The sequence below is a fragment of the Kitasatospora sp. NPDC008050 genome (genome assembly GCF_042957465.1).
Taxonomy (GTDB): domain Bacteria; phylum Actinomycetota; class Actinomycetes; order Streptomycetales; family Streptomycetaceae; genus Kitasatospora.
Genome location: NZ_JBIBIJ010000006.1, coordinates 351,020 through 374,404 on the forward strand (window position 1 = coordinate 351,020; position 23,385 = coordinate 374,404).

Annotated in this window: 21 protein-coding genes; 11 read left to right on the top strand and 10 right to left on the bottom strand. The window is 72.1% G+C overall.

What is annotated here, in order from left to right:
• Positions 1-42: 42 nt before the first annotated feature.
• Together ACFZB9_RS15415 and ACFZB9_RS15420 are read right to left on the bottom strand one after the other, a co-directional pair.
• Positions 43-879 carry an SURF1 family protein gene (locus ACFZB9_RS15415; RefSeq protein WP_391447256.1) on the bottom strand — a complete coding sequence of 279 codons (837 nt, stop codon included), beginning with the start codon at positions 877-879 and terminating at the stop codon, positions 43-45.
• 78 nt (positions 880-957) lie between these two features.
• Positions 958-1,962, bottom strand: a complete 1,005-nt coding sequence (locus ACFZB9_RS15420; RefSeq protein ID WP_391447258.1) for a DEDDh family exonuclease — start codon at positions 1,960-1,962, stop codon at positions 958-960.
• Positions 1,963-2,107: 145 nt separating this feature from the next.
• On the opposite strand from ACFZB9_RS15420, the gene ACFZB9_RS15425 reads away from it, so the two are divergent.
• The 4 genes from ACFZB9_RS15425 to moaA all read left to right on the top strand — a co-directional run bounded on the left by ACFZB9_RS15425 (position 2,108) and on the right by moaA (position 6,598).
• The gene (locus ACFZB9_RS15425) at positions 2,108-3,151 is read left to right on the top strand and encodes a zinc-dependent alcohol dehydrogenase family protein (RefSeq protein ID WP_391447260.1); all 1,044 of its coding nucleotides are present in this window, start codon (positions 2,108-2,110) and stop codon (positions 3,149-3,151) included.
• Positions 3,152-3,485: 334 nt separating this feature from the next.
• Complete coding sequence (locus tag ACFZB9_RS15430; protein ID WP_391447262.1) at positions 3,486-3,881, top strand: DUF485 domain-containing protein; 396 nt, start codon at positions 3,486-3,488, stop codon at positions 3,879-3,881.
• Entirely contained in the window at positions 3,878-5,503 is a 1,626-nt protein-coding gene (locus tag ACFZB9_RS15435; protein WP_391447264.1) for a cation acetate symporter, read from the top strand. The genes ACFZB9_RS15430 and ACFZB9_RS15435 overlap by 4 nt, the downstream gene beginning before the upstream one ends.
• A 105-nt stretch (positions 5,504-5,608) precedes the next feature.
• On the top strand, positions 5,609-6,598 hold the full coding sequence (gene moaA, locus ACFZB9_RS15440) for a GTP 3',8-cyclase MoaA (RefSeq protein ID WP_391447406.1): 990 nt from the start codon (positions 5,609-5,611) through the stop codon (positions 6,596-6,598).
• A 7-nt stretch (positions 6,599-6,605) separates the two neighbouring features.
• On the opposite strand, the gene ACFZB9_RS15445 is transcribed toward moaA, so the two are convergent.
• The 6 genes from ACFZB9_RS15445 to ACFZB9_RS15470 form a co-directional block, all read right to left on the bottom strand.
• Entirely contained in the window at positions 6,606-6,863 is a 258-nt protein-coding gene (locus ACFZB9_RS15445) for a hypothetical protein (RefSeq protein ID WP_391447266.1), read from the bottom strand.
• A gap of 322 nt (positions 6,864-7,185) precedes the next feature.
• The gene (locus ACFZB9_RS15450) at positions 7,186-7,572 is read right to left on the bottom strand and encodes a DUF3099 domain-containing protein (RefSeq protein ID WP_391447267.1); all 387 of its coding nucleotides are present in this window, start codon (positions 7,570-7,572) and stop codon (positions 7,186-7,188) included.
• A gap of 103 nt (positions 7,573-7,675) precedes the next feature.
• Complete coding sequence (locus ACFZB9_RS15455; protein ID WP_391447269.1) at positions 7,676-8,239, bottom strand: RNA 2'-phosphotransferase; 564 nt, start codon at positions 8,237-8,239, stop codon at positions 7,676-7,678.
• A 13-nt stretch (positions 8,240-8,252) separates the two neighbouring features.
• A complete protein-coding gene (locus ACFZB9_RS15460) occupies positions 8,253-9,680 on the bottom strand; it encodes a metallopeptidase TldD-related protein (RefSeq protein WP_391447271.1) in 1,428 nt (475 codons plus the stop codon).
• Entirely contained in the window at positions 9,680-11,260 is a 1,581-nt protein-coding gene (locus ACFZB9_RS15465) for a TldD/PmbA family protein (RefSeq protein WP_391447273.1), read from the bottom strand. The genes ACFZB9_RS15460 and ACFZB9_RS15465 overlap by 1 nt, the downstream gene beginning before the upstream one ends.
• Before the next feature lie 142 nt (positions 11,261-11,402).
• Entirely contained in the window at positions 11,403-12,551 is a 1,149-nt protein-coding gene (locus ACFZB9_RS15470; protein WP_391447275.1) for an MBL fold metallo-hydrolase, read from the bottom strand.
• A gap of 274 nt (positions 12,552-12,825) precedes the next feature.
• On the opposite strand from ACFZB9_RS15470, the gene fabG reads away from it, so the two are divergent.
• Entirely contained in the window at positions 12,826-13,545 is a 720-nt protein-coding gene (gene fabG, locus ACFZB9_RS15475; protein ID WP_391447276.1) for a 3-oxoacyl-[acyl-carrier-protein] reductase, read from the top strand.
• Positions 13,546-13,549: 4 nt separating this feature from the next.
• Positions 13,550-14,323, top strand: a complete 774-nt coding sequence (fabI, locus tag ACFZB9_RS15480) for an enoyl-ACP reductase FabI (RefSeq protein WP_391447277.1) — start codon at positions 13,550-13,552, stop codon at positions 14,321-14,323.
• A 104-nt stretch (positions 14,324-14,427) separates the two neighbouring features.
• Here the strand turns inward: fabI and ACFZB9_RS15485 are convergent, their stop codons facing one another.
• A complete protein-coding gene (locus ACFZB9_RS15485; protein ID WP_391447279.1) occupies positions 14,428-15,111 on the bottom strand; it encodes a FadR/GntR family transcriptional regulator in 684 nt (227 codons plus the stop codon).
• 105 nt (positions 15,112-15,216) lie between these two features.
• Between ACFZB9_RS15485 and ACFZB9_RS15490 the strand changes: the two genes are divergently transcribed.
• From ACFZB9_RS15490 to ACFZB9_RS15500, 3 genes are all read left to right on the top strand, one after another.
• Positions 15,217-16,500: an MFS transporter gene (locus ACFZB9_RS15490; protein WP_391447281.1), complete on the top strand. Its 1,284-nt coding sequence runs from the start codon at positions 15,217-15,219 to the stop codon at positions 16,498-16,500.
• A gap of 83 nt (positions 16,501-16,583) precedes the next feature.
• Positions 16,584-16,706, top strand: a complete 123-nt coding sequence (locus ACFZB9_RS15495; RefSeq protein WP_281404038.1) for an SGM_5486 family transporter-associated protein — start codon at positions 16,584-16,586, stop codon at positions 16,704-16,706.
• Positions 16,707-16,777: 71 nt separating this feature from the next.
• Entirely contained in the window at positions 16,778-17,305 is a 528-nt protein-coding gene (locus ACFZB9_RS15500; RefSeq protein ID WP_391447284.1) for a SixA phosphatase family protein, read from the top strand.
• Between the two features lie 93 nt (positions 17,306-17,398).
• Here the strand turns inward: ACFZB9_RS15500 and serB are convergent, their stop codons facing one another.
• Complete coding sequence (serB, locus tag ACFZB9_RS15505) at positions 17,399-18,667, bottom strand: phosphoserine phosphatase SerB (protein ID WP_391447285.1); 1,269 nt, start codon at positions 18,665-18,667, stop codon at positions 17,399-17,401.
• Between the two features lie 298 nt (positions 18,668-18,965).
• Between serB and ACFZB9_RS15510 the strand changes: the two genes are divergently transcribed.
• Both ACFZB9_RS15510 and ACFZB9_RS15515 read left to right on the top strand, forming a co-directional pair.
• Positions 18,966-21,674 (top strand): FHA domain-containing protein, encoded by a 2,709-nt coding sequence (locus ACFZB9_RS15510; protein WP_391447286.1) that lies wholly within the window; start codon positions 18,966-18,968, stop codon positions 21,672-21,674.
• A gap of 139 nt (positions 21,675-21,813) precedes the next feature.
• Complete coding sequence (locus ACFZB9_RS15515) at positions 21,814-23,343, top strand: helix-turn-helix domain-containing protein (protein ID WP_391447288.1); 1,530 nt, start codon at positions 21,814-21,816, stop codon at positions 23,341-23,343.
• The last annotated feature ends 42 nt before the right edge of the window (positions 23,344-23,385 follow it).

The window sequence follows — 23,385 nt, forward strand, 5'->3', positions numbered from 1 at the left end:
GCCCGGGGCGAGGGCGAGGGTGCGGGGGTCGGGCGCGGGAGGTCAGCCGGCGGGGGCCGGGACCGGGGCCGGGTCGGCGCCGGCGGCCGCGGCGGCGGCTGCGGCTGCGGCGGTGGCGGCCTCGGTGCGGCGGTCCTTGGCCTCGCGGCGGATCAGCACCCACAGGCCGACCGGGACCATCGAGGCGAAGAGCCACCACTGAATGGTGTAGGCCATGTGCGGGCCGATGTCGGAGTGGTCGGGGGCGGGGATCAGCTGGGCCTGCCGGCCGGGGTCCGGCGAGGTGCTCGCCAGCTCCAGGTAGCCGCCGAGGATGGTGGCGCCGGTCGCCCTGGTCTGCTGCTCGGTGTTGATCAGCATGTACTGGTGCTCCGGCAGGCCGCCACGGTCGCGGATGCCGCTGGCCGCGCTGGTCTCGTCGGCGCGCAGCCGCCCGGTCACCGTCACCTGGCCGGACGGCGCGGGCGGGACCGAGGGATAGCTGGTGGCGTCGCTGCCCAGCGCCACCCAGCCGCGGTTGATCAGCACCTCGCCGGTGCCGTCGGCGAGCCTGAGCGGGGTGATCACGAAGAAGCCGGGGGTGCTGCCGCCGGAGTCGTAGCGCTGGCGCACCACGAACTCGTGCGTGCTGTCGTACTCGCCCGTCGCGGTGACCGTGCGCCAGGTGAGGGCGGACGGCACCTGGTGGCCCGGGCCGGTGGAGAGCGTGTCGAAGGCCGCCGGCGTGGCCTTGAGGCTGTTGCCGATCAAGGTGTTGCGGGCGACTCTGGACTCGTGCCGGTGCAACTGCCAGAACCCCAGCTCGATGCAGGCGGGGATCAGCAGCAGGGCGACCAGTGTGGTGAGCGCCCAACGCCAGGAGAGCAGAAATCGGTACACACCCGGCACGCTACGCTGATCCGCCCCGGCCACCGGCACCGGGGTGCGGCGACACCCAGGGTGACGAACGCCCCCTGGTCAGCCGCCCGGGTGGGGGGCGACGTCGGACAGCAGCTGGAGGAAGGCGTCCTCGCCGAGCACCGGGGTGCCCAGCTCGCGGGCCTTGCGGGCCTTGCCGCTCCAGCTGCCCGGCTCGTTGGTGACCAGCAGGCTGGTGAGCCGGCTGACCGAACTCGCGATGTGCAGGCCGGCCGCGACCGCGCGGTCCTCCAGCACCTCGCGGTCGGTGGCGGTGTCGCCGGTGATCGCCACCCGCATGCCCTGGATCAGCGGGCCGTCCTGCTGCCAGCGCCCCGGGTTCGGGTACGGGCAGGGCAGGCGCTTGCGGCTGGGGCGGTAGGAGGAGCCCCAGGAGCCGCGGGAGGCGGAGGAGGCCGGCGTGGCGCCGTCCTCGCCCAGGTCGGTCACGGCCACACAGGTGGTCAGCGGCAGGGGGACCCCGCCGCTGAGGGCCAGCTGCAGGCTGGGGCGGAAGGCCTCGGCGAGCACCCGGGCGTCGTCCAGCGCGTTGTGCGCGTTGCGCTGCTGGACGCCGAAGTACTGCGCCAGGGTGGCGAGCTTGCCGTTGGCCAGCGGCAGGCCGAGGTCGCGGGAGAGGACCATGGTGCACAGCCGCTGCTCCACCGGGGCGCGCAGCCCGGCCCGGGAGAACTCACGGGAGATCATGTTCCAGTCGAAGAGTGCGTTGTGGGCGACCATCACCCGGCCGCGCAGCCGCTCGGCCAGCTCCTCGGCGATCTGCGGGAAGGTCGGCGCGTCGGCCAGCATCGTGGTGGTCAGGCCGTGGATCCAGACGGGGCCCGGGTCGCGCTCGGGGTTGACCAGGGTGTACCAGTGGTCGACCACCTCGCCCTCGGCGTCCAGCCGGTAGACGCCCGCGGAGATCACCCGGTCGGTCCGGCCCAGGCCCGTGGTCTCGACGTCGACCACCGCGTAGCCCTCGGGGCTCTCCTGCGGCAGGGCCGAAGGCGCACCGGTGCGCTGGGTCGGGATCGGGCGAGCCGTGGGCTGGAGCGGATGCATGGTGCACCACTTTAAGGGGCGCCGCCGCGGGTGGACGACGTGATCGCCCGGGACGCCGGCCGTGCGGGCCGGGAATAGAGTGGCCGTGGGGGCGGTCGTACTTCCGGAGCAAGTAATTCCGTTTCTCTGTTCGAAGGACACCACCATGCGCGCCACCGTGATCCACGGCCCCCGTGACATCCGGATCGAGGAGGTCCCCGACCCGACGATCCAGCGGCCCACCGATGCCGTGGTGCGGGTGGTCAACGCCTGCATCTGCGGCAGCGACCTGTGGGCCTACCGCGGGGTGGCCGCCCGCGAGCCCGGGCAGCGGATCGGGCACGAGTTCCTCGGCATCGTCGAGGAGGTGGGCTCGGAGGTCGGTCTGTTCGAGGCCGGGGACTTCGTGGTCGCACCGTTCGTCTGGTCGGACGGCACCTGTGACTTCTGTCGCGACGGGCTGCAGACCTCCTGCCCGCACGGCGGCTTCTGGGGCAGCGTCGGCTCGGACGGCGGGCAGGGCGAGGCGGTGCGCGTCCCGTTCGCCGACGGAACCCTGGTCAAGCTGCCCAGGGACGCGGCCACCGACCAGGCGCTGCTGCCCAGCCTGCTCGCGCTCTCCGACGTGATGGCCACCGGGCACCACGCGGCGGTCTCCGCCAGGGTCCGCCCGGGTTCGACGGTGGCGGTGGTCGGCGACGGCGCGGTGGGCCTGTGCGGGGTGCTGGCCGCGCACCGGCTCGGCGCCGGCCGGATCATCGCACTGGGCCGGCACGAGGTGCGCACCGAGATCGCGCGCAAGTTCGGCGCCACCGACGTGGTGCCGGACCGCGGTGAGGCGGCGATCGAGAAGGTGCGCGAGCTGACCGGCGGTCAGGGCGCACACGCGGTGCTGGAGGCGGTGGGCACCGAGGAGTCGATGCGCACCGCGATCTCGATCGCCCGGGACGGCGGCGCCGTCGGCTACGTCGGCGTGCCGCACGGCGGCAGCGCGGGCGTGGACATCGGCCAGATGTTCGGCCGCAACGTGTCGCTCGGCGGTGGCGTGGCGCCGGCCCGGGCGTACATCCCCGAGCTGCTCGCCGACGTGCTGGCCGGGGACATCGAGCCGGGTCTGGTCTTCGACCGCACGATCGGGCTGGCCGGGGTGCCGGAGGGCTACCAGGCGATGGACGACCGCTCGGCGCTCAAGGTCCGGATCGCCTTCTAGGGGCAGGCGAGCGCTAAGGCGCCCGGATAATCTGATAAGACGTCAACTCCTTGAGGGGCTTTACCAGTTATTGGTGAAGCCCCTCAAGTCATGTCCGAAGATCGGCGTTCGGCAGCGCCTTTCGGCCAGTTTCCTACGGCGCCGGTGTGAAGAGTGCGCCGAACGTGTCCAATTCACGTTTCGTAGGGAACCACTCGCTCTTAGCATGCATCGGCACGCACAAGACGTGTGACTCCCCTCACGTCCCGTGCGCCCCACCGGCGCAGCTCCGCGTGGTCGTTCACGTCCCCCCTGGCCGCGCGGCCTGTCCCCCCAAGACGTCAGGAGAGACGGAGTGGACCATCCCCCGCAGCCCGGAATCCGGCCCGACGGCCCCGCCGCCGGCCACGCCCCCACCGCCGGTGCGGTGGCGCAGCTCGAGCGGAGCCCGGAGTTCCGCGCCCTGCGCAGCACCTTCCACGGCTTCGCCTTCCCGGTGACCGTGGCCTTCCTGGTCTGGTACCTGCTGTACGTGCTGCTGTCCTGCTACGCGCACGACTTCATGGCCACCGCCGTGTTCGGGCACGTCAACACGGCCCTGCTGCTCGGACTGCTGCAGTTCGCCAGCACCTTCGCCATCGCCGCCCGGTACGCCTCCTTCGCCGCCCGCCGGTTGGACCCGCGCGCGGCGGAGCTGCGAGAACGCCATACCTCCGCCATGCCCGCCCCGTCCCGGGAGGCAGTCGAATGACCCACCCGAACACCATCGCGGTGGTCGGCACGGCCGCCGGCCACCGCACCCTGACCGTCTCGCTGTTCGCCCTGTTCGTGCTGGCCACCCTGGGCATCACGCTCTGGGCCGGGCGGCAGACCCGGACCGCGACCGACTTCTACGCCGGCGGGCGCGGCTTCAGCGGCCTGCAGAACGGGCTCGCGATCTCCGGCGACTACATGTCCGCCGCCTCCTTCCTCGGCATCGCCGGCGCCATCGCGCTGGCGGGCTACGACGGCTTCCTCTACTCGATCGGCTTCCTGGTGGCCTGGCTGGTCGCACTGCTGCTGATCGCCGAGCCGCTGCGCAACTCCGGCCGCTTCACGATGGCGGACGTGCTGGCGTTCCGGATGCGTCAGCGCCCGGTGCGCACCGCGGCGGGCATCTCCACCATCGTGGTCTCGGTCTTCTACCTGCTGGCCCAGATGGTCGGGGCCGGCTCGCTGGTCGCCCTGCTGCTCGGCGTCCACGGCGAGGCCGCCCAGCGCTGGACGGTGGTCGCGGTCGGCGCGCTGATGGTGCTGTACGTCACCGTCGGCGGGATGAAGGGCACCACCTGGGTGCAGATCGTCAAGGCGGTGCTGCTGGTGCTGGGCGCCGGCCTGATGACCGTGCTGGTGCTGGCCAGGTACGACTTCAACCTCTCCACCCTGCTGGGCGCCGCCGCGCAGGCCAGCGGCAAGGGCTCGGCGTTCCTGGCGCCCGGGCTCAAGTACGGGGCGAGCGGCACCAGCCGGCTGGACTTCGTCAGCCTGGCGCTGGCCCTGGTGCTGGGCACCGCCGGGCTGCCGCACGTGCTGGTGCGCTTCTACACCGTGCCCACCGCGCGGACGGCCCGGACCTCGGTGCTCTGGGCGATCGGGATCATCGGCGTCTTCTACCTGATGACGCTGGTGCTCGGCTTCGGCGCGGCCGCGCTGGTGGGGCCGAAGACGATCAAGGCCTCCAACGCGGCCGGCAACACCGCGGCCCCGCTGCTGGCCCAGCAGCTGGGTGGCGGCGCCGGCTCCACCGGCGGCGCGATGCTGCTCGCGGTGATCTCGGCGGTGGCCTTCGCCACCATCCTCGCGGTGGTCGCCGGGCTCACCCTGGCCTCCTCCGCCTCCTTCGCCCATGACCTCTACGCCGGGGTGATCCGCCGGGGCCGGGTCAGCGAGGGCCAGGAGGTCCGCTCGGCCAAGCTGGCGGCGGTGGTGATCGGGGCGGTGGCGATCGCGCTGAGCATCTACGCGGACAAGCTGAACACCGCCGCCCTGGTCGCGCTGGCCTTCGCGGTGGCGGCCTCGGCCAACCTGCCGACGCTGCTCTACTCGCTGTTCTGGCGGCGCTTCACCACCGGCGGCGCGGTCTGCTCGATCTACGCCGGGCTGGTCAGTGCCGTGCTGCTGGTGGTCTTCTCGCCGGTGGTCTCGGGCAGCCCGGCCGCGCTCTTCCCGCACCTGGACTTCCACTGGTTCCCGCTGGAGAACCCCGGGCTGGTCTCGATCCCGGTCGGGTTCCTGGCCGGCTGGCTGGGCACCCTGCTCTCCCGCCGCCCGGCCGACCCGGCGAAGTACGCTGAACTGGAGGTTCGTTCCCTCACCGGGATCGGCGCGCACTGAGGCCCAAGATCCCGCCGGTCTATGCTTGCGCCCGGTCCGCCTTCGGTGGGCCGGGCGCCGCACCGGTGCCGGGGAGCGCCGGACGAGAAGGGACAGGTGGGCATCGTGCTGCTGGACAGTCACGGACGGCAGGCCGTCGACCTGCGGGTCTCGCTCACCGACCGGTGCAATCTGCGCTGCACCTACTGCATGCCCGAGGAGGGCCTCCAGTGGCTCGGCAAGGCCGAGCTGCTGACCGACGAGGAGATCGTCCGCCTGGTCTCGCTGGCCGTGACCGAACTCGGGGTGCGCGAGGTGCGGTTCACCGGCGGCGAGCCGCTGCTGCGGCCCGGGCTGGTCGGCATCGTGGCGGCCTGCGCGGAGCTCGCGCCGCGGCCCGAACTCTCGCTCACCAGCAACGGCATCGGCCTGGCGCGCACCGCGCGGGCGCTGCGCGAGGCGGGCCTGGACCGGGTCAACGTCTCGCTGGACACGCTGGATCCGCAGACCTTCCACACCCTGACCCGCCGCCACCGCCACCAGGACGTGATCGACGGCCTGGCCGCCGCCGAGGCCGTCGGGCTGACCCCGGTCAAGCTCAACGCGGTGCTGATGCGCGGGGTCAACGACCACGAGGCGCCCGCGCTGCTCGACTGGTGCCTGGAGCGCGGCTACCAGCTGCGGTTCATCGAGCAGATGCCGCTGGACGCGCAGCACGGCTGGGACCGGTCCCGGATGATCACCGCCGGGGAGATCCTCGACCTGCTCGCCACCCGCTTCACCCTCGCCCCCGAGCCCACCACCGCCCGCGGGGCCGCCCCGGCCGAGCGCTGGGTGGTGGACGGCGGGCGCGGGACGGTCGGGGTGATCGCCTCGGTCACCCGCCCGTTCTGCCGGGCCTGCGACCGCACCCGGCTGACCGCCGACGGCCAGGTGCGCAACTGCCTCTTCGCCACCGGCGAGACCGATCTGCGCACCGCCCTGCGGGACGGCGCCTCGGACGCCGAGCTGGGCGCGCTGTGGCGGGCGGCGATGTGGGGCAAGAAGGCGGGCGCGGGGATAGACGACCCGCAGTTCCTCCAGCCGGACCGGCCGATGTCGGCCATCGGCGGCTGACGGAGCGTCAGGAGCCTTCGGCGGGCCGCTCGGTCCAGTCGGCCAGGTCCACCACCTCGCGCAGGAAGCCGCGCACTCCCAGGAACTGGGACAGGTGCTCGCGGTGCTCGGCGCAGGCCAGCCAGGTCTTGCGGCGCTCGGGGGTGTGCAGCTTGGGGTTGTTCCACACCAGGACCCAGGCGGCGGCCGCCTGGCAGCCCTTGGCCGAGCAGACGGGGGGACCGGAGGGGCCGCCGGCCGCGGTGCCGAAGAAGTCGATGCTCATGATCGAAGTTTCTCACCCGGCGCGGCTGAGCAGGATTGCACCGTGCCTGAGGCGGACATGGCGACGCCGGGCAGCCACGGGGGGAGCCGCCCGGCGTCGGTCCGTCGCCCCGACGGGGGATGCGGAGCGCGTACGCAGTATGTCACGGAAAGGAGGGTGTTTGGCTAGGGCCCGTAAGATTTATTTGAGCTTCCCCTGAGGTTCAGGGGTCCTATAAGGCAGCAAAATTGGGCAATTCGGGCACAGCTGATATGAAGCATCAGCTGTGCCGCTGACCTGCCTGTGTACGGAGAGTCAGCATGCGGTCCATGCGAGGCCTTGGTCAGGCGGCCGTGGGGCCCTCGGGGCCGATGCCGGAGCTGGGACCGGCACCGGTGCCGGCATCGGCGCCCAGCGGGCCGGTGCCGCCCGGGCCGAGCATCAGGGGAGTGGTGGCCGGCACGTCGAAGGTGCTCGGCAGGCCAGGGGCGCGCTCACGGCCGGCGTTGGCGATGATCACCGCGAAGTACGGCAGCAGCACCCCGCCGACCAGCGCGCCGATCGCCACGTAGCGCTGGACGTTCCACAGGGCGACGGCCAGCAGGACGCAGAGGGTGCGGACCAACATCGAGATCACATAGCGGCGCTGGCGCCCGCGGACGTCCTCGGTGAGGCTGGTCCGGGCCCCGGTGATCCGGAAGACCCGCTTGTCGTCCGTGCTCCTGCCCATCTGCATCGCCGCCTTAGCTCCCACCCGCGCGACACCGATTCCGCCCGGTTTCGTCCACCGTACGCCGGGCCGCACCCGGGACGGAGAGCGGGGGAGCGAGGTGTTACGTGGCGCCGGTCGGGGGGTGACCGGTGAGGTGGGTGGGCGGGACGTGGTCGGTGAGCCAGACCCCGTTGTCGCTGCGCCGGAACCGGTGCCCGGCGGCGGCCAGCGCGGCGGCGTCCACCCGCAGTACCACCGGGCGCCCGTGCCGGGCACCGACCTTCAGCGCGGTCGCCACGTCGGTGGACAGGTGGACGTCCTGACGGTTCATCGGGCGCAGGCCCTCGGCGAAGATGGCCGGCAGCGAGCGCTCGGCGGTGCCGTGGAAGAGCACCGCGGGCGGCTCGGCCTCGGACAGGCCGAGGTCGACGGGCACCGAGTGGCCCTGGCTGGCGCGGATCCGCCGCCCGTCCCCGTCGTAGCCGAAGCGCTGCTTGTTGTTCGTCATCACCACGTGGTCCAGCTCGGCGCGGCTGAGCCGGGTGCCGTGCCGGGCGAGGGCGGTGAGCAGCGCGTCGACCGCCACCCAGCCGCCCTCCTCCAGGGCCAGCCCGACGGATCCCGGGTCGTGCCGCAGTATTCGGGAGAGCCGCTTGGAGGTCTTGACCGTGCGTTTTTCGTCCAAGGAGGGTTCCTTTCTAGGAGGCCTGGCTGACCGAGCTCATGTTGAAGTCCTTGACCCGCACCGGCGGCATCGCGGCGCGGCTGAACCAGTCGCTCCACTCGCGGGGCAGGCAGTGCTCGGTGCGGCCGGCTTCGGTGATCCGGCCGAGCAGGTCGACCGGGGACTCGTTGAAGCGGAAGTTGTTGACCTCGCCGACCACGTGGCCGTCCTCGACCAGGTAGACGCCGTCCCGGGTCAGGCCGGTGAGCAGCAGGGTGGCCGGGTCCACCTCGCGGATGTACCAGAGGCAGGTGAGCAGCAGCCCGCGCTCGGTGCCCGCGATCAGCTCGGCCATGGTCGGCGCGGCGCTCTGGTCGGTCAGTTCGAGCACCAGGTTGTCGCCCGCCGGGCGCAGCGGCAGGCCGGTGACGGCGGCCGTGTGCCGGGTGGTCTGCAGGCCGGTCAGCTCGCCCTTGGTGATCCACTCGGTGGCACCCACCGGGACGCCGTTGTCGAAGACCGAGCGGTCGTCGTGGGAGGCGTGCGCGATGACGAACGGCGCGCTCTGCAGGCCGGGTTCGGCCGGGTCGGAGCGCAGCGTCAGCGGCAGGTCGGTGAGCCGCTCGCCCAGCCGGGTGCCGCCGCCGGGGCGGCTGAAGACGGTGCGGCCCTCGGCGGCCTCGCGGGCGTTCAGCGACCAGGCCAGCGAGATCATCAGGTCGGCCAGCGCGGAGGGCGGCAGCAGGGTCTCGTAGCGGCCGGCCGGCAGCTCGATGCGGCGCTCGCCCCAGGCCAGGCGCTCGGTGAGCGAGGACTGCAGGGCGGCCACGTCCACGTCGGTGAAGTCCCTCGTGGCGGCCCCGGCCCAGGCGGAGGAGCCGTGCGCCTTGGCGTTCAGCTCCACGGTGCCGGTGGGCTGGTCGTGGCGCAGCCGCAGGCCGGTGGAGCTGCCCAGGTAGGTGGAGGTCAGCTCGTGGTGGGCGAAGCCGTAGAGCGCCTCACCGGCGGACCTGGCCCGGGCGAAGGCCGCGCCGAGCTCGGGGGCGAAGGCGGCGAAGACGTCGATCGAGGTCTCGGCCGGCGGCTCGGTGAAGTCGCGCGAGGCGGCCGTGCCGTTGAAGGCCCCGCCGGCCGGCAGCGGCTGGGCGTCCTCGGCCGGTCCCGCCGCCCGGGCGGCGTCCTCGGCGGCCCGGACCAGCTGCGCCAGCTCCTCGCGGGTGACCGCCTCCCGGGAGACCACGCCGGAGGCGGTGCCCTCGGTGCCGTCCACGGTGGCCACCACGGTCAGCCAGCGGCCGCGGGTGACGCCGTTGGTGGTCAGCGCGCTGCCGGGGCGGGAGTCCACCGCGGCCCAGCGCAGGTTGGCGGTGGACTTCTCGTCGACCAGGACCACGCAGCCATCGGCCCGGGACAGCTCCAGGGCGCGTTCGACCAGCTCGTGGGGGGTGTGCTGGGTGGCCATCAGTGCGCCGCCTCCTGCTGCGTGTTGAGAATGCTGACCTGCTCGAAGAGGGCGGCCGGACAGCCGTGGCTGACCGCGGCGATCTGACCCGGCTGCGCCTTGCCGCAGTTGAAGGCACCGGCCAGCAGGTAGGTCTGCGGTCCGCCCACCGCGCGCATCGAGCGCCAGAAGTCGGTGGTGGTCGCCTGGTAGGCGAAGTCCTTGACCTGGCCGCCGAGCCGGCCGTTCTTGATGGTGTAGGCGCGCTGTGCGGTGAACTGGAAGTTGTACCGCTGCATGTCGATCGACCAGGAGCGGTCGCCGACCAGGTAGAGCCCGTTCTCGACGCCGTCGAACAGCCCGGTGGTGTCCGGCCCGTCGGCGGCCGGCTGGAGCGAGACGTTGGCCATCCGCTGCACCGGGACGTGCGCGGGGGAGTCGGCGAAGGCGCATCCGTTGGACCGGCCCAGGCCCTTCAACTTCGCCATCCGGCGGTCGAGTTGGTAGCCGGTCAGGACGCCGTCGGTGATCAGGTCCCAGGACTGGGTGGCCACCCCCTCGTCGTCGTAGCCGATGGTGGCCAGGCCGTGCTCGGCGGTCCGGTCGCCGGTGACGTGCATCAGGTCGGAGCCGTAGCGCAGCGTGCCGAGCTGGTCGAAGGTGGCGAAGGAGGTGCCGGCGTAGGCGGCCTCGTAGCCGAGCGCGCGGTCCAGCTCGGTGGCGTGGCCGATCGACTCGTGGATGGTCAGCCAGAGGTTGGTGGGGTCGATCACCAGGTCGTAGCGGCCCGCCCGGACGCTGGGGGCCTTGACCTTCTCGGCCAGGTGCTCGGGCAGGTGGGCCAGTTCACCCTGCCAGTCCCAGTCGGTGCCGTGGCGGCCGTGCCCGGTGCCCGGGGCCCGGGTGAGGTACTCCCAGCCGCGCCCCACCGGCGGGGCCAGGGTGCGCATCGACTCGAAGGCGCCGGTTCGCTCGTCCACCGAGACCGCCTCCAGCGTGGGGTTCAGGCGGATCCGCTGCTGGGTGGTGACGGTGCCGGCGCTGTCGGCGTAGAACTTGTTCTCCTGCACGGTCATCAGGTGGGCGTCCACGTGCGAGACGCCCTCGGCGGCCAGCAGGCGGGCGCTCCAGTCGGCCAGCAGGCCGGTCTTCTCGGCGTCCGGTACGTCGAAGGGGTTGATCTCGTAGGCGGAGACCCAGGTGGCGTCGGCATGCACCGGCTCCTCGGCCAGCTCCACCAGGTCGCCGGCCCCGGCCGCCCGGCTGATCCGGGCCGACAACCGGGCCACCGCGACGGCCTGTTCGGCCACCTCGGCGGCGGCCTGCGCGGTGAGGTCCACCCCCGCGGCGAAGCCCCAGGCGCCGTCCAGCACCACCCGCACCGCGTAGCCGAGGCTCAGCGAGTCGGAGCTGCCGGCCGGCTTGGCGTCGCGCAGCCGCAGGGTGCCGTTGCGGACCCGTTCCAGGCGGAAGTCGGCATGACTGGCGCCGAGTTGGCCGGCCCGCTCAAGCGCGGCCGCGGCCAACTGCCGCAGCGGCAGGGCGAGGAAGAGCGGATCGACCGGCCGGCCGGACGGTGCGCTGCTGGTGGTCGGCGGCATCGGACTCCCTGGGTGTGACACGGCGATGCGGGGCCCTTGGGGAAAGATGAGGGCTCCCGCATCGAATCATGTCCTGTCACCGGGGGTTTCGGCCAGGAGGAATCGCACCGCACGCCTGACGGGACGTCAGTTCGCCGACGCATCAGGCCAGGTCGGCCCACCAGGGGTCCAGCTCCGGCGGGTCGGCCACGTCCACCCGCTCACCCGGACGTGGCACGGTGACCGGCACGCCCTGCGCCTTGGCCTCCGCCAGCAGCCGCTCGATCGGCTCGGCCCACGGGTGCAGGCCCAGGTTGAAGGTGCACCAGTGCACCGGGATCAGCAGCCCGCCGCTGAGCTCCCGGTGGGCCAGCACGGCGTCCTCGGGGCTGAGGTGGATGTCCGCCCAGTACTGGTCGTAGGCGCCGATCTGCACGAGCGCGGCGTCGAAGGGGCCGTGCTCGGCGCCGATCGCCGTGTAGCCCTCGAAGTACCCGGAGTCACCGGTGTAGAAGACCTTGCGGGTGGGCCCCGCGATCACCCAGGAGCCCCAGAGCGTGGTGTTGCGGGTCAGCGAGCGGCCGGAGAAGTGGTGCGCGGCGGTGAGCGTGACGGTCAGCTCGCCCAGCGTGCACTTCTCGTCCCAGTCCAGCTCGATGATCCGGTGCTCCGGCACGCCCCAGCGCCGCAGGTGGCCGCCGATGCCCAGCGGCACCGCGAACGGCGCCGACTGGCTGCGCAGCAGGCGCTTGACGGTCGGCATGTCCAGGTGGTCGTAGTGGTCGTGCGAGATCAGCACGACGTCCACGGCCGGCAGGTCCTCCAGCTCGACCGGCACCGGGTGCAGCCGCTTGGGGCCCACCAGGCCGGAGGGCGAGCAGCGCTCGCTCCAGATCGGGTCGAGCAGCACCCGGGTGCCCTCGATCTCGACCAGCGCGGAGGCGTGGCCGTACCAGGTGATCGCCACCCCGGGCGTGGCCGGCTGCGGCGCCTCCAGCCGGCCGACCAGCGGGATCGGACGGCTCGGGATGCGCCCGGCGCGCTCGGTGAGGAACCGGCGCAGGGCGGTGGTGTTGAGCGGGGAGAACCCCAGTGGGGTGCGGGCCAGCTCGGACGGGGAGTTGTGGAAGGTGCCGTCGGCGAACTGCGGGGAGTGACGGATGCGGTCGTCGTGCTCGGCGTCCGGGGCCCGGCCGAAAGCGGCGGGGACCTCGCGCAGGGCCCAGGCCGCGGCGCCGAGGCCGGCGGCCACAGTGGCCAGGGTGAGCAGCCGGCCCCGGTGCCGGAAGGTCCGGGGGTTTGCCTCGCTCATCGGGATGCCGCCCTTTTCTGGAGAGTTCTCGGCAGTCGGTAGGGGCACAGGCTACGACTGCACCGGCCCGCACCGACAGGGCAACGGGTACTCGGTGTTCGGCGTTCCCGACAGTACCCGGGGCTCAGCCGGACGGGCGAATTGTCGGAACGTGACAGAACCGGACCGGATCACCTGTGGAGGCCCGATTCGCCGTGGTACTGATGCGACCGATAGCGTCACAGTGCGTACGTTCACCCGCACGCCACAGGACACGACAGGGAGAGGTGGATCGTTGAGCCGCTCGGTTCTCGTCACCGGAGGTAACCGGGGCATTGGCCTCGCCATCGCCCAGGCCTTCGCCGAGGCGGGCGACAAGGTCGCCATCACCAGCCGTTCCGGCGAGGTTCCCGAGGAGCTGGCCAAGTTCGGCGTCCTCGCGGTGCGCTGCGACATCAACGACGCCGGGCAGGTGGACGCGGCCTTCACCGAGGTGGAGGCGGCCAACGGCCCGGTCGAGGTGCTGGTGGCGAACGCCGGTATCACCAAGGACGTCCTGATGCTGCGGATGACCGAGGAGGACTTCACCTCGGTCGTGGACACCAATCTCACCGGCACCTTCCGGGTGGTCAAGCGGGCTTCGGCGAAGATGCTGCGGGCGCGCAAGGGCCGTATCGTCCTGGTCTCCTCGGTGGTCGGCCTGACCGGCTCGCCGGGCCAGGCGAACTACGCGGCCTCCAAGGCGGGCCTGGTCGGCTTCGCCCGTTCGCTGGCCCGTGAGTTCGGCCCGCGCAGCATCACCGTCAACGTGGTCGCCCCCGGCTTCGTGGACACCGACATGACCGCGGTGCTCACCGAGGAGCGCCGCGCGGAGATCGTCTCGGGAGTGCCGCTGGGCCGGTACGCCGCGCCTGCCGAGATCGCCTCCACCGTGCGGTTCCTCGCCTCCGACGAGGCCGCGTACATCACCGGAGCCGTCATTCCCGTGGACGGCGGATTGGGCATGGGTCACTGAGCACATGAGCGGAATTCTCGACGGCAAGCGGATCCTGATCACCGGAGTGCTGATGGAGTCCTCCATCGCGTTCCACACCGCGAAGCTGGCCCAGGAGCAGGGTGCCGAGATCATCCTGACCGCCTTCCCCCGGCCCACCCTGACCGAGCGGATCGCCAAGAAGCTGCCGCGCCCCGAGAACGTCAAGGTGCTGGAGCTGGACGTCACCAACGCCGAGCACCTGGGCGGCCTGGCGGACCAGGTGCGCGAGCACCTCGGCAGCCTGGACGGTGTGGTCCACTCGATCGGCTTCGCGCCGCAGGACGCGCTCGGCGGCAACTTCCTGAACACGCCGTGGGAGTCGGTGGCCACCGCGATGCACGTCTCGGCGTACTCGCTGAAGTCGCTGACCATGGCCTGCCTGCCGCTGATGGCCGAGGGCGGCTCGGTGGTCGGCCTGACCTTCGACGCGCAGTTCGCCTGGCCGCAGTACGACTGGATGGGCCCGGCCAAGGCGGCGCTGGAGGCCACCTCCCGCTACCTGGCCCGTGACCTCGGCAAGCAGAACGTCCGCTGCAACCTGGTCTCGGCCGGCCCGATCAAGTCGATGGCCGCCAAGTCGATCCCGGGCTTCGACCAGCTGGCCGACACCTGGAACCTGCGCTCGCCGCTGCCCTGGGACGTCTCGGACCCCGAGCCGGCCGGGCGCGGCGTGGTGGCGCTGCTGTCGGACTGGTTCCCGAAGACCACGGGCGAGATCGTCCACGTGGACGGTGGCCTGCACGCGATCGGCGCCTGAGGCCCTCGGGTTCTCGGTCCTCGGTTCTCGGTTCTCGGGCCTGCAACGGCGAACGCCCCCCTGGCGCGACCAGGGGGGCGTTCGCCGTGCTCGGGCAGGGGCGGTCAGTGGTCGGCCGGCTCCATCCGGCTGCAGGCGCCGATCACGGTGGAGGAGTGGGTGGCGGCCGCCGCCGGGTCGCCGGCCCGGATCGCGGTCAGGATGCCGTCGTGGCCGACGTAGCGCTCGGGGGAGAGCACCGGGCCGATGTCCTGGCGCAGGTGCGCGCGGGTCACCTCGCCGAGGTCGGCGTAGAGCGCGGCCAGTACGTCGTTGTGGGAAGCCGCCACCACGGCCTGGTGGAAGGCGGCGTCGGCCTGGACGAAGACCTCGGTGTCGCCGCCGAACCAGGCCTCCTCGCGCCGGGCCAGCGTGGTCTCCAGCAGCGCCAGGTCCCGCTCGGTGCGCCGCTCGGCGGCCAGCGCGGCCGCCGAGGCCTCCAGCAGCGAGCGCAGCTCGGCGACCTGGGCCGGCTCGGCGTCGGCGAACCGGCGGTGCATCACCCCGGCCAGCTCGCTGGTGGCCAGCACGTACGTGCCCGAGCCCTGGCGGATGTCCAGCAGCCCGTTGTGGGCCAGCGCGCGGACCGCCTCGCGCACGGTGTTGCGGGCCACGCCCAGCTGCTCGACCAGCGCCGTCTCGGTCGGGATGCGGGAGCCGACCGGCCACTCGCCCGAGGTGATCTGGGCCCGCAGCTGGGCGATGACCTGGTCGGCCAGCGGGGTGCGCCGGGGCGAGGACAGCGTCATGGTGCTCCTTGGATGGCTCGGATGGTGACCATCTTCCCTCCTCGGGTCCGTATCGTGGACCCGATCGGGGTGGCTAATTCATCCCATCATTCTATGATGACGCCTATGTCCTCCGCAGCAGACGCCACAACCGACCCGACCGTACCGGTCGTCGACGCCGCCACCGCCGCCCCGGCGACCCCCGCCGAGCACCCCCGCGCCCGCCTGCTCGGCGTGCTGCTGGCCGTCGCGGTGGCGCTGGCCGCCGTCAACCTGCGCCCGGTCGTCACCAGCCTCGGGCCGCTGCTCCACCGGGTCCGGGACGACCTGCAGATGAGCGCCACGGTGGCCGGACTGCTGACCGCGGTGCCCTCGTTCTGCTTCGCGGCCTTCGGTTTCGCGGCCCCGGCGCTGGCCCGCCGGTTCGGGCCGATCGTGGTGGTCACCGCCGGGCTGGGCGCGATCACGGCCGGCGTCGCCGCGCGCTCCTTCGCCGGCGGGACGGCCGTCTTCCTGCTGCTCACCGCCGTCGCGCTGGCCGGGGTCGCGGTGTCGAACGTGCTGATCCCGGTGGTGATCAAGCGGTACTTCCCCGACCGGGTCGGTCCGATGATCGGCCTGTACTCGATGGCGCTGTCGGCCGGCACCGCGCTCGCCGCCGCCGTCACCGTGCCGCTGACCGGCGCGCTCGGCGGCAGCTGGCGGGTGGGCCTGGGCGTCTGGGCGGTGCTGGGCGGGCTCGGGCTGCTGGTCTGGCTGCTGGTCCTGCTGCTGCGGCGCGACGGGCGCCCGGGCGGGCAGTCGGCGGCCGCGGTGGCCGGTGACCGGCTGGCGATCACCCGCAGTCGGACCGCGTGGGCGCTGGCCTGCTTCTTCGGCCTGCAGGCCACCGGCGCCTACGCGGTGATGGGCTGGCTCTCGCAGATCTTCCAGGACGCCGGGGTGAGCACCGGCACCTCGGGCGTGCTGCTGGCGCTCACCATGGCGATCGGGGTGCCGGTCTCCTTCGTGCTGCCCAACTGGGCCGCCCGGCGCGGCGACCAGCGGGTCTTCGTGGTGGCGCTGGCGGCCTGCGGGATCGTCGCCTACCTGGGCCTGGCGATCGCGCCGGTCGGCGGGGCGTGGCTGTGGGCGGTGCTGCTGGGCCTGTCCAACTGCGCCTTCCCGCTGACCCTGACCATGATCGGCCTGCGGGCGCGGACCAGCGGCGGGGTGGCGCAGCTGTCCGCTTTCGCGCAGGGGGTCGGCTACCTGATCTCCATCCCGGGGCCGATCCTGGTCGGCACGCTGTACCAGAGCACCAACGGCTGGAACCTGCCGCTCGGCTTCCTGGCCGCGCTGCTGGCGCCGCAGGTGCTGATCGGCCTGCGCGCGGCCCGGGCCAGGCACATCGAGGACGAGGTCGGCTGAGCGGCCTTTGCCGGGGCTCGGTGGACCGGAGGCCGGCCGACCCCGGGTGCCGGGTGATCGGGAACGGGTGCGAGACTCTGGCCATGCCAGTTCTCGAACCCAACCCCACCGACGGCCGCAAGAAGCTGCTGCTGGTCTTCGCGGCGATCATCGGCATCGTGGTGCTGATCTCGATCATCGCGACGATCGCCCAGTCGATGGGCTGAGAGGGTCCGCCGGCTCCCACGGGCGGACCTCCGGCCCGCAGCCGGGCGGGGTTTTCTGCGAAGCTTTTCCAATGAGCGTCAACGCGTCCCGCAGGATCATCGTGCTCCGACACGCCAAGGCCGACTGGCCGGAGGTGACCGACCACGAGCGGCCGCTGGCCGACCGCGGCCGGCACCAGGCACCGGCGGCCGGCCAGTGGCTGGCCGACTCGGGGATCGACCCCGACTACGTGCTCTGCTCCACCTCCCTGCGCACCCGGGAGACCTGGAAGCTGGCGGCGCACGAACTGCCCAAGCGGTCCCGGAAGACGGTCTTCGAGGACCGGATCTACGACGCGACCGCCGGCGAGATCATCGAGGTCCTGCAGGAGACCCCGGACGAGTACGCGGACGTGCTGCTGGTCGGGCACAACCCCGGGGTGCAGAACCTGACCGAGGTGCTGGCCGGCGACGAGAGCCTGGGCGACGAGCTGATCCAGCTGCGCCGGGGCGGGTTCCCGACCGCCGGGATCGTGGTGCTGTCCTTCGAGGGGGCCTGGAAGGACGTCGAGCCGGGCGTGGCCAGGCTGGTCTCGTACTTCGCGCCGCCGCAGGACTGAGCGGCGTCGTAGGGCTGAGAGCAGAGCTGTAGGACTGAGCGCCGCCGTAGGGCCGGGCAGCCAGGAGCCACCCGATCGGGTGGCTCCTGGCGCTCAGTGGGCCGTGCTGCCGTCTGTCTCGTACTCCGGCGGGGTGCCGTGCAGCTCGTCGGCGGCGTCCACCTCCTCGCGGGTGATGCCCAGCAGGTAGAGCACGGTGTCCAGGAACGGCACGTTGACCGCCGTGTCCGCCGCCTCGCGGACCACCGGCTTGGCGTTGAAGGCGACCCCGAGCCCGGCGGCGTTGAGCATGTCCAGGTCGTTGGCGCCGTCGCCGATCGCCACCGTCTGCTCCAGCGGCACCCGGGCCCGCTCGGCGAACCTGGTCAGCCAGCGCGCCTTGCCGGCCCGGTCCACGATCTCGCCGGTGACCCGCCCGGTGAAGCGGCCGTCGGCCACCTCCAGGGTGTTGGCCGCCGCGAAGTCCAGCCCGAGCAGCTCCACCAGGTAGTCGGTGACCTGGGTGAACCCGCCGGAGACGATCCCGACCTGGTAGCCCAGCCGCTGCAGGGTGCGGATCAGGGTGCGCGCCCCCGGCGTGAGCCGGACCTCCGAGCGGACCTTCTCCACCACGCCCGCGTCCAGCCCGGCCAGCAGCTTCACCCGGGCGTGCAGCGACTCGCCGAAGTCCAGCTCGCCGCGCATCGCCGCCGCCGTCACCTCGGCGACCTCGGCCTCGCAGCCCGCGTGGGCGGCGAACAGCTCGATCACCTCGTCCTGGATCAGTGTGGAGTCCACGTCCATCACCACCAGGCGCTTGGCCCGCCGCTCCAGGCCGGCCGCGACCACCGCGACGTCCACCCGCTGGGCGGCCGCCTCCAGGGCGAGCGCCGCGCGCAGCCGTTCGGTGGCCACGCCCGAGACCGCCAGCTCCACGGCGGTCACCGGGTACTTGGCCAGGCGGAACATGCGGTCGATGTTGCCGCCCTCGGCGGTCACCTGGTGGGCCAGCGCCGAGACGGCGGCGGCGGTCAGCGGGTGGCCGAGCACGGTGACGTGCGAACGGCCCTCGGCGCGCGGCCGGTTGTCGCCGGTGCCGGAGATGATCTCGGCCTGGAGGTGCTGTTCCTCGGCCCAGCGGTGCACGGTGACGCGCAGGGCGCCCTCGGCGCCGGGCCGGCTGTCGGCGGGCGGGGTGACCAGGGCACAGAGCGTTATCCGGCCCCGGGTGACCACCTGTTCGAGGTCGATCACGTTGACGTCGAAGTCGGCCAGCGTGGCGAAGAGTCCAGTGGTGAGGCCCGGGCGGTCCTTGCCGAACACCTTGACCAGCAGCGTGCGCTTGTCGTCGGCGGACCGGGGCAGCGGGGGTGTGGTGTCCATGGTATCGACCAACCTACCCGGACCGGCCTCGAGAGCCGGTGCGCGTCCGTCTCGTGGACGCCTGGTGAGCGCCTTGAGTCGTTCCGAGAGTCTTTCCGATGGACCCACGGTCACCAGGGGAGGCGGCCCTGTCACCGGGGGAACCTGGGAACGTTGCCGCCTGGTCACAGTCGTCGGGGGCGACTTTTCGCCCTCCGCACCGAGCTGGAATGATTACCCCCCGTCAGACGCGTTATTCCTCACCCTCCCCGCTCACGGGGAAGCCATCGGGGGACCGAGAGAGCGGGGCAGGCGGACAGTGCCGCAACTCGTACTAGAGATCAACGGGCAGCAACGGACCCTCGAACCGGGGCACGCCTACACCATCGGACGGGACCCGCAGGCGGACTTCCCCTTCGACGACGCCAGGGTCTCCTGGCGGCATGCCACCATTTCGTTCACCGGCGCCGCCTGGCAGTTGGAGGACCACGGCAGCACCAACGGCACCTGGGTCGCCGGCGGGCGCACCATGCACACGCAGTTGGTGCCCGGCACGGTGCTGAACCTGGGCAACGGCGAGAACGGGCCGCGCCTGGTCTTCTCGGCGCCCGCCGCCGCGCCGGTGCCGGCCCAGCAGGGTGCGCCCATGCAGGGGGCGCCCATGCAGGGCGCGCCGCGGCAGGCCCCGGTGCAGGCCCCGGTGCAGGCCCCGGTGCAGGCCGGCGTGCAGGCCGCGCCGCCGCAGTGGCAGGGCGGGCCGCCGGCGCAGTCGCAGCAGCCCTACCAGCAGGGATACCAGCAGCCGCCGGCCTTCCCGCAGCACGGGCAGCCGCAGCAGGGCTACCCGCAGCAGGCGCAGCAGGGGTTCCAGCAGCCGCCGGCCTTCCCGCAGCAGGCGGTTCCGCAGCAGCAGCACCAGGCGCCCGCGCCCGCGTTCGCGCAGTCGGGCCCGCCGGCCTATCAGCAGGGGGGCGCGCAGCCGCAGTTCGCCGACGTCCCGGGCACGGGCCTCGGCGAGCGCAACCCCACGATGATCCGCAACCTCACCGCGGGCATGCGCATCGTCCGGATCGGCCGCGCCCTCGACAACGACGTCGTCGTCTCCGACCTCCAGGTCTCGCGCCACCACGCCGAGCTGCGCCAGCTGCCGGACGGCCGGTACGAGATCGTCGACCTCGGTTCGCACAACGGGATCTTCGTCAACGGCATGCCCGCGCAGCGCCAGCTGCTCGGACCGCAGGACCGCCTGACGGTCGGCCACTCCTCCTTCCAGCTGGTCGGCGACCAGCTGCAGGAGTTCATCGACAACGGCCCGGTCTCCTTCTCCGCCCACCACCTGACGGTGGAGGTGGAGCACAAGGGCGCCAAGAAGATCCTGCTCAACGACGTCAGCTTCGGCGTGCCGGAGAAGTCGCTGGTCGCGGTGATCGGCCCGTCCGGCTCCGGCAAGTCCACCCTGCTGCGCGCGCTGACCGGCTACCGGCCCGCCGACCGCGGCGAGGTGCTCTACGACGGCCGCAACCTCTACAAGCAGTTCGCCGAGCTGCGCCAGCGCATCGGTCTGGTGCCGCAGTCGGAGATCCTGCACAAGGAGCTCACCGTCCGCACCGGCCTGAAGTACGCGGCCCGGCTGCGCTTCCCCGGTGACACCGAGCCCGCCGAGCGGCAGCGCCGGATCGACGAGGTGCTCTACGAGCTGCGCCTGGACAAGCGCGCCGACAACCGGATCACCGCGCTCTCCGGCGGCCAGCAGAAGCGCGTCTCGGTCGCCCTCGAACTGCTCACCAAGCCCTCGCTGATCTTCCTGGACGAGCCCACCTCGGGCCTGGACCCGGGCATGGACCGTGAGGTCATGCAGATGCTGCGGGGCCTGGCCGACGACGGCCGAACCATCCTGGTCGTCACCCACTCGGTGGCCGAACTCGCGCTCTGCGACCGCCTGTTGGTGATGGCGCCGGGCGGCTCGGTGGCCTACTTCGGGCCGCCGGACGAGGCGCTGCACTTCTTCGGCTACGAGACCTGGGCGGACGTCTTCCAGGCCTTCGAGAACTACCCCGAGCACGACTGGGCGGGCCGCTACCGCGGTTCGGTGCACTTCCAGCAGTACTCGGCGGACGTGGACGCCGTCGCCGTGCAGCACGTGCCGGTCAACCATCAGCCGGTCCAGCTCTCCAAGCCGCAGAGCTGGGGCTCCCAGCTGTGGACGCTGATCCGCCGCTACCTGTCGGTGATCGCCTCCGACCGGGGCTTCCTGGCGCTGTCGGTGCTGCTGCCCGCGGTACTCGGCGTGGTCTCCACGGTCGTCCCGGCCACCCACGGTCTGGCGCCCAACCCGCAGGGCGGGTCCAACAACGCGGCCGGCACGATCATGCTGGTGCTCGCGATCGGAGCCTGCTTCTCCGGGGCGGCCAACTCGGTCCGTGAGTTGATCAAGGAACGGGCGATCTACGAACGAGAACGCGCCACCGGCCTGTCCCGGTCCGCGTATCTGATGTCGAAGATCATCGTGCTCGGCATCTTCAGCATCCTGCAGGGCACGATCATCGCCGCGGTGGGCTTCTCCACCCGGGCACTGCCCACCCAGGGCCTGATCTTCAAGAACGCGCCCGCCGTCGAGATGGCCATCGGCATCATCCTGCTGAGCTTCGCCTCGATGATGTTCGGCCTGGTCATCTCGGCCCTGGTGAAGACCGCCGAGAAGACCATGCCGCTGCTGGTGATGTTCGCGATCATCCAGGTCGTCTTCACCGGCTGCCTCTTTCAGCTCTTCGACAAGGCCGGACTGGCGCAGTTCGCCTGGCTGATGCCGGCCCGCTGGGGCGTCGCGGTGGTCGGCACCACGCTCGACCTGGGCCACCTGATGATCCTCGACCCGGCGCACATGAACGAGCATGACGGCCTGTGGAAGCACTCGGTGCTGCAGTGGTCGATCGACTCGGCGATGCTCGTGGTCCTTTCCGCCGCGCTGGCCTTCCTGGTGCTGCGCCTGCTGCGGCGGCACGAGCCGGAGGTCATGCAGAAGGGCTGAGGCTGCGGAGGGCTGAGGCTGCGGAAGGGCTCAGGCTCCGGGAGGGCTGACAGTCCTTCATCGCTGGTCAGGCGGGCGGTACCCCGAATGGGGGGTACCGCCCGCGCTCGTATCTCATACGTGAGATATCGTCTCGGCTATGGCAGATGACTACCTCTCGCGCATCGGCAAGCTCATCCGTGACGCTCGCAAGCACCGTGGCTGGACACAGGCAGAGCTGGGAACCGCTCTGGGCACCAGCCAGAGTGCGGTCAACCGGATCGAGAACGGTGGGCAGAACATCAGCCTTGAGATGATCGCCCGGATCAGTGAAGCGCTGGACAGCGAGATCGTCTCGCTCGGCTACGGCGGCCCGATGCACCTGCGGGTGGTCGGCGGGCGCCGGCTGTCGGGCAGCATCGACGTCAAGACGAGCAAGAACGCGTGCGTCGCGCTGCTCTGCGCCTCACTGCTCACCACCGGGCGCACCACGCTGCGCCGGGTCGCCCGGATCGAGGAGGTCTACCGCCTGCTGGAGGTGCTGAACAGCATCGGCGTGAAGACCCGCTGGATCAACGACGGCGCCGACCTGGAGATCACCCCGCCGGCCGCGCTGGACCTGGAGGCGATGGACCAGGACGCGGCCCGCCGCACCCGGTCGATCATCATGTTCCTCGGCCCGCTGATGCACCGGGTGGACCGCTTCAAGCTCCCCTACGCCGGCGGCTGCGACCTCGGCACCCGCACCGTCGAGCCGCACATGGCCGCGCTGCGCCGCTTCGGCCTGGAGGTCACCGCCACCACCGGCATCTACCACGCCGAGGTCGACCGCACCGTCAGCCCCGAGCGCCCGATCGTGCTGACCGAGCGCGGCGACACCGTGACCGAGAACGCGCTGCTGGCCGCCGCCCGGCACGACGGCATCTCGGTGATCCGCAACGCCAGCCCCAACTACATGGTCCAGGACCTGTGCTTCTTCCTGGAGCGCCTGGGCGTCAAGATCGAGGGCATCGGCACCACCACGCTCACCGTGCACGGCCAGGCCGTCATCGACTGCGACGTGGACTACGCGCCCTCGGAGGACCCGGTGGAGGCGATGAGCCTGCTGGCCGCCGCAGTGGTCACCGAGTCCGAGCTGACGGTCTGCCGGGCGCCGGTGGAGTTCCTGGAGATCGAGCTCGCGGTGCTGGAGGAGATGGGCCTGGACTACGACCGGGGCCCCGAGTACTTCGCCGACAACGGACGCACGAGGCTGGTCGACCTGACGGTCCGCCCGTCCAAGCTGCACGCGCCGATCGACAAGATCCACCCGATGCCGTTCCCCGGCATCAACATCGACAACGTCCCGTTCTTCGCGGCGATCGCCGCCACCGCGCAGGGCTCCACGCTGATCCACGACTGGGTCTACGACAACCGCGCCATCTACCTCACCGAGCTGACCCGCCTGGGCGCCAACGTCCAGCTGATGGACCCGCACCGGGTCCTCGTCGAGGGCCCCACCCGCTGGCGCGCCGCCGAGATGATGTGCCCGCCGGCCCTGCGCCCCGCGGTCGTGGTGCTGCTGGCGATGCTGGCGACCGAGGGCACCTCGGTGCTGCGCAACGTCTACGTGATCAACCGGGGGTACGAGGACCTCGCGGACCGGTTGAACTCGATCGGGGCGCGGATCGAGACGTTCCGGGACATCTGAGGGGCGGGAGGCCTGGGGGCGGAGCAGCTTGACCGAGGAAGG

Coding starts and splice junctions, on each gene's coding strand:
- ACFZB9_RS15420 (WP_391447258.1), bottom strand. CDS start 1,962: ATGCATCCGCTCCAGCCCACGGCTCGCCCGATCCCGACCCAGCGCACC.
- ACFZB9_RS15425 (WP_391447260.1), top strand. CDS start 2,108: ATGCGCGCCACCGTGATCCACGGCCCCCGTGACATCCGGATCGAGGAG.
- ACFZB9_RS15435 (WP_391447264.1), top strand. CDS start 3,878: ATGACCCACCCGAACACCATCGCGGTGGTCGGCACGGCCGCCGGCCAC.
- ACFZB9_RS15445 (WP_391447266.1), bottom strand. CDS start 6,863: ATGAGCATCGACTTCTTCGGCACCGCGGCCGGCGGCCCCTCCGGTCCC.
- ACFZB9_RS15450 (WP_391447267.1), bottom strand. CDS start 7,572: ATGGGCAGGAGCACGGACGACAAGCGGGTCTTCCGGATCACCGGGGCC.
- ACFZB9_RS15460 (WP_391447271.1), bottom strand. CDS start 9,680: ATGGCCACCCAGCACACCCCCCACGAGCTGGTCGAACGCGCCCTGGAG.
- ACFZB9_RS15465 (WP_391447273.1), bottom strand. CDS start 11,260: ATGCCGCCGACCACCAGCAGCGCACCGTCCGGCCGGCCGGTCGATCCG.
- ACFZB9_RS15470 (WP_391447275.1), bottom strand. CDS start 12,551: ATGAGCGAGGCAAACCCCCGGACCTTCCGGCACCGGGGCCGGCTGCTC.
- fabI (WP_391447277.1), top strand. CDS start 13,550: ATGAGCGGAATTCTCGACGGCAAGCGGATCCTGATCACCGGAGTGCTG.
- ACFZB9_RS15485 (WP_391447279.1), bottom strand. CDS start 15,111: ATGACGCTGTCCTCGCCCCGGCGCACCCCGCTGGCCGACCAGGTCATC.
- ACFZB9_RS15490 (WP_391447281.1), top strand. CDS start 15,217: ATGTCCTCCGCAGCAGACGCCACAACCGACCCGACCGTACCGGTCGTC.
- ACFZB9_RS15495 (WP_281404038.1), top strand. CDS start 16,584: ATGCCAGTTCTCGAACCCAACCCCACCGACGGCCGCAAGAAGCTGCTG.
- ACFZB9_RS15500 (WP_391447284.1), top strand. CDS start 16,778: ATGAGCGTCAACGCGTCCCGCAGGATCATCGTGCTCCGACACGCCAAG.
- serB (WP_391447285.1), bottom strand. CDS start 18,667: ATGGACACCACACCCCCGCTGCCCCGGTCCGCCGACGACAAGCGCACG.
- ACFZB9_RS15515 (WP_391447288.1), top strand. CDS start 21,814: ATGGCAGATGACTACCTCTCGCGCATCGGCAAGCTCATCCGTGACGCT.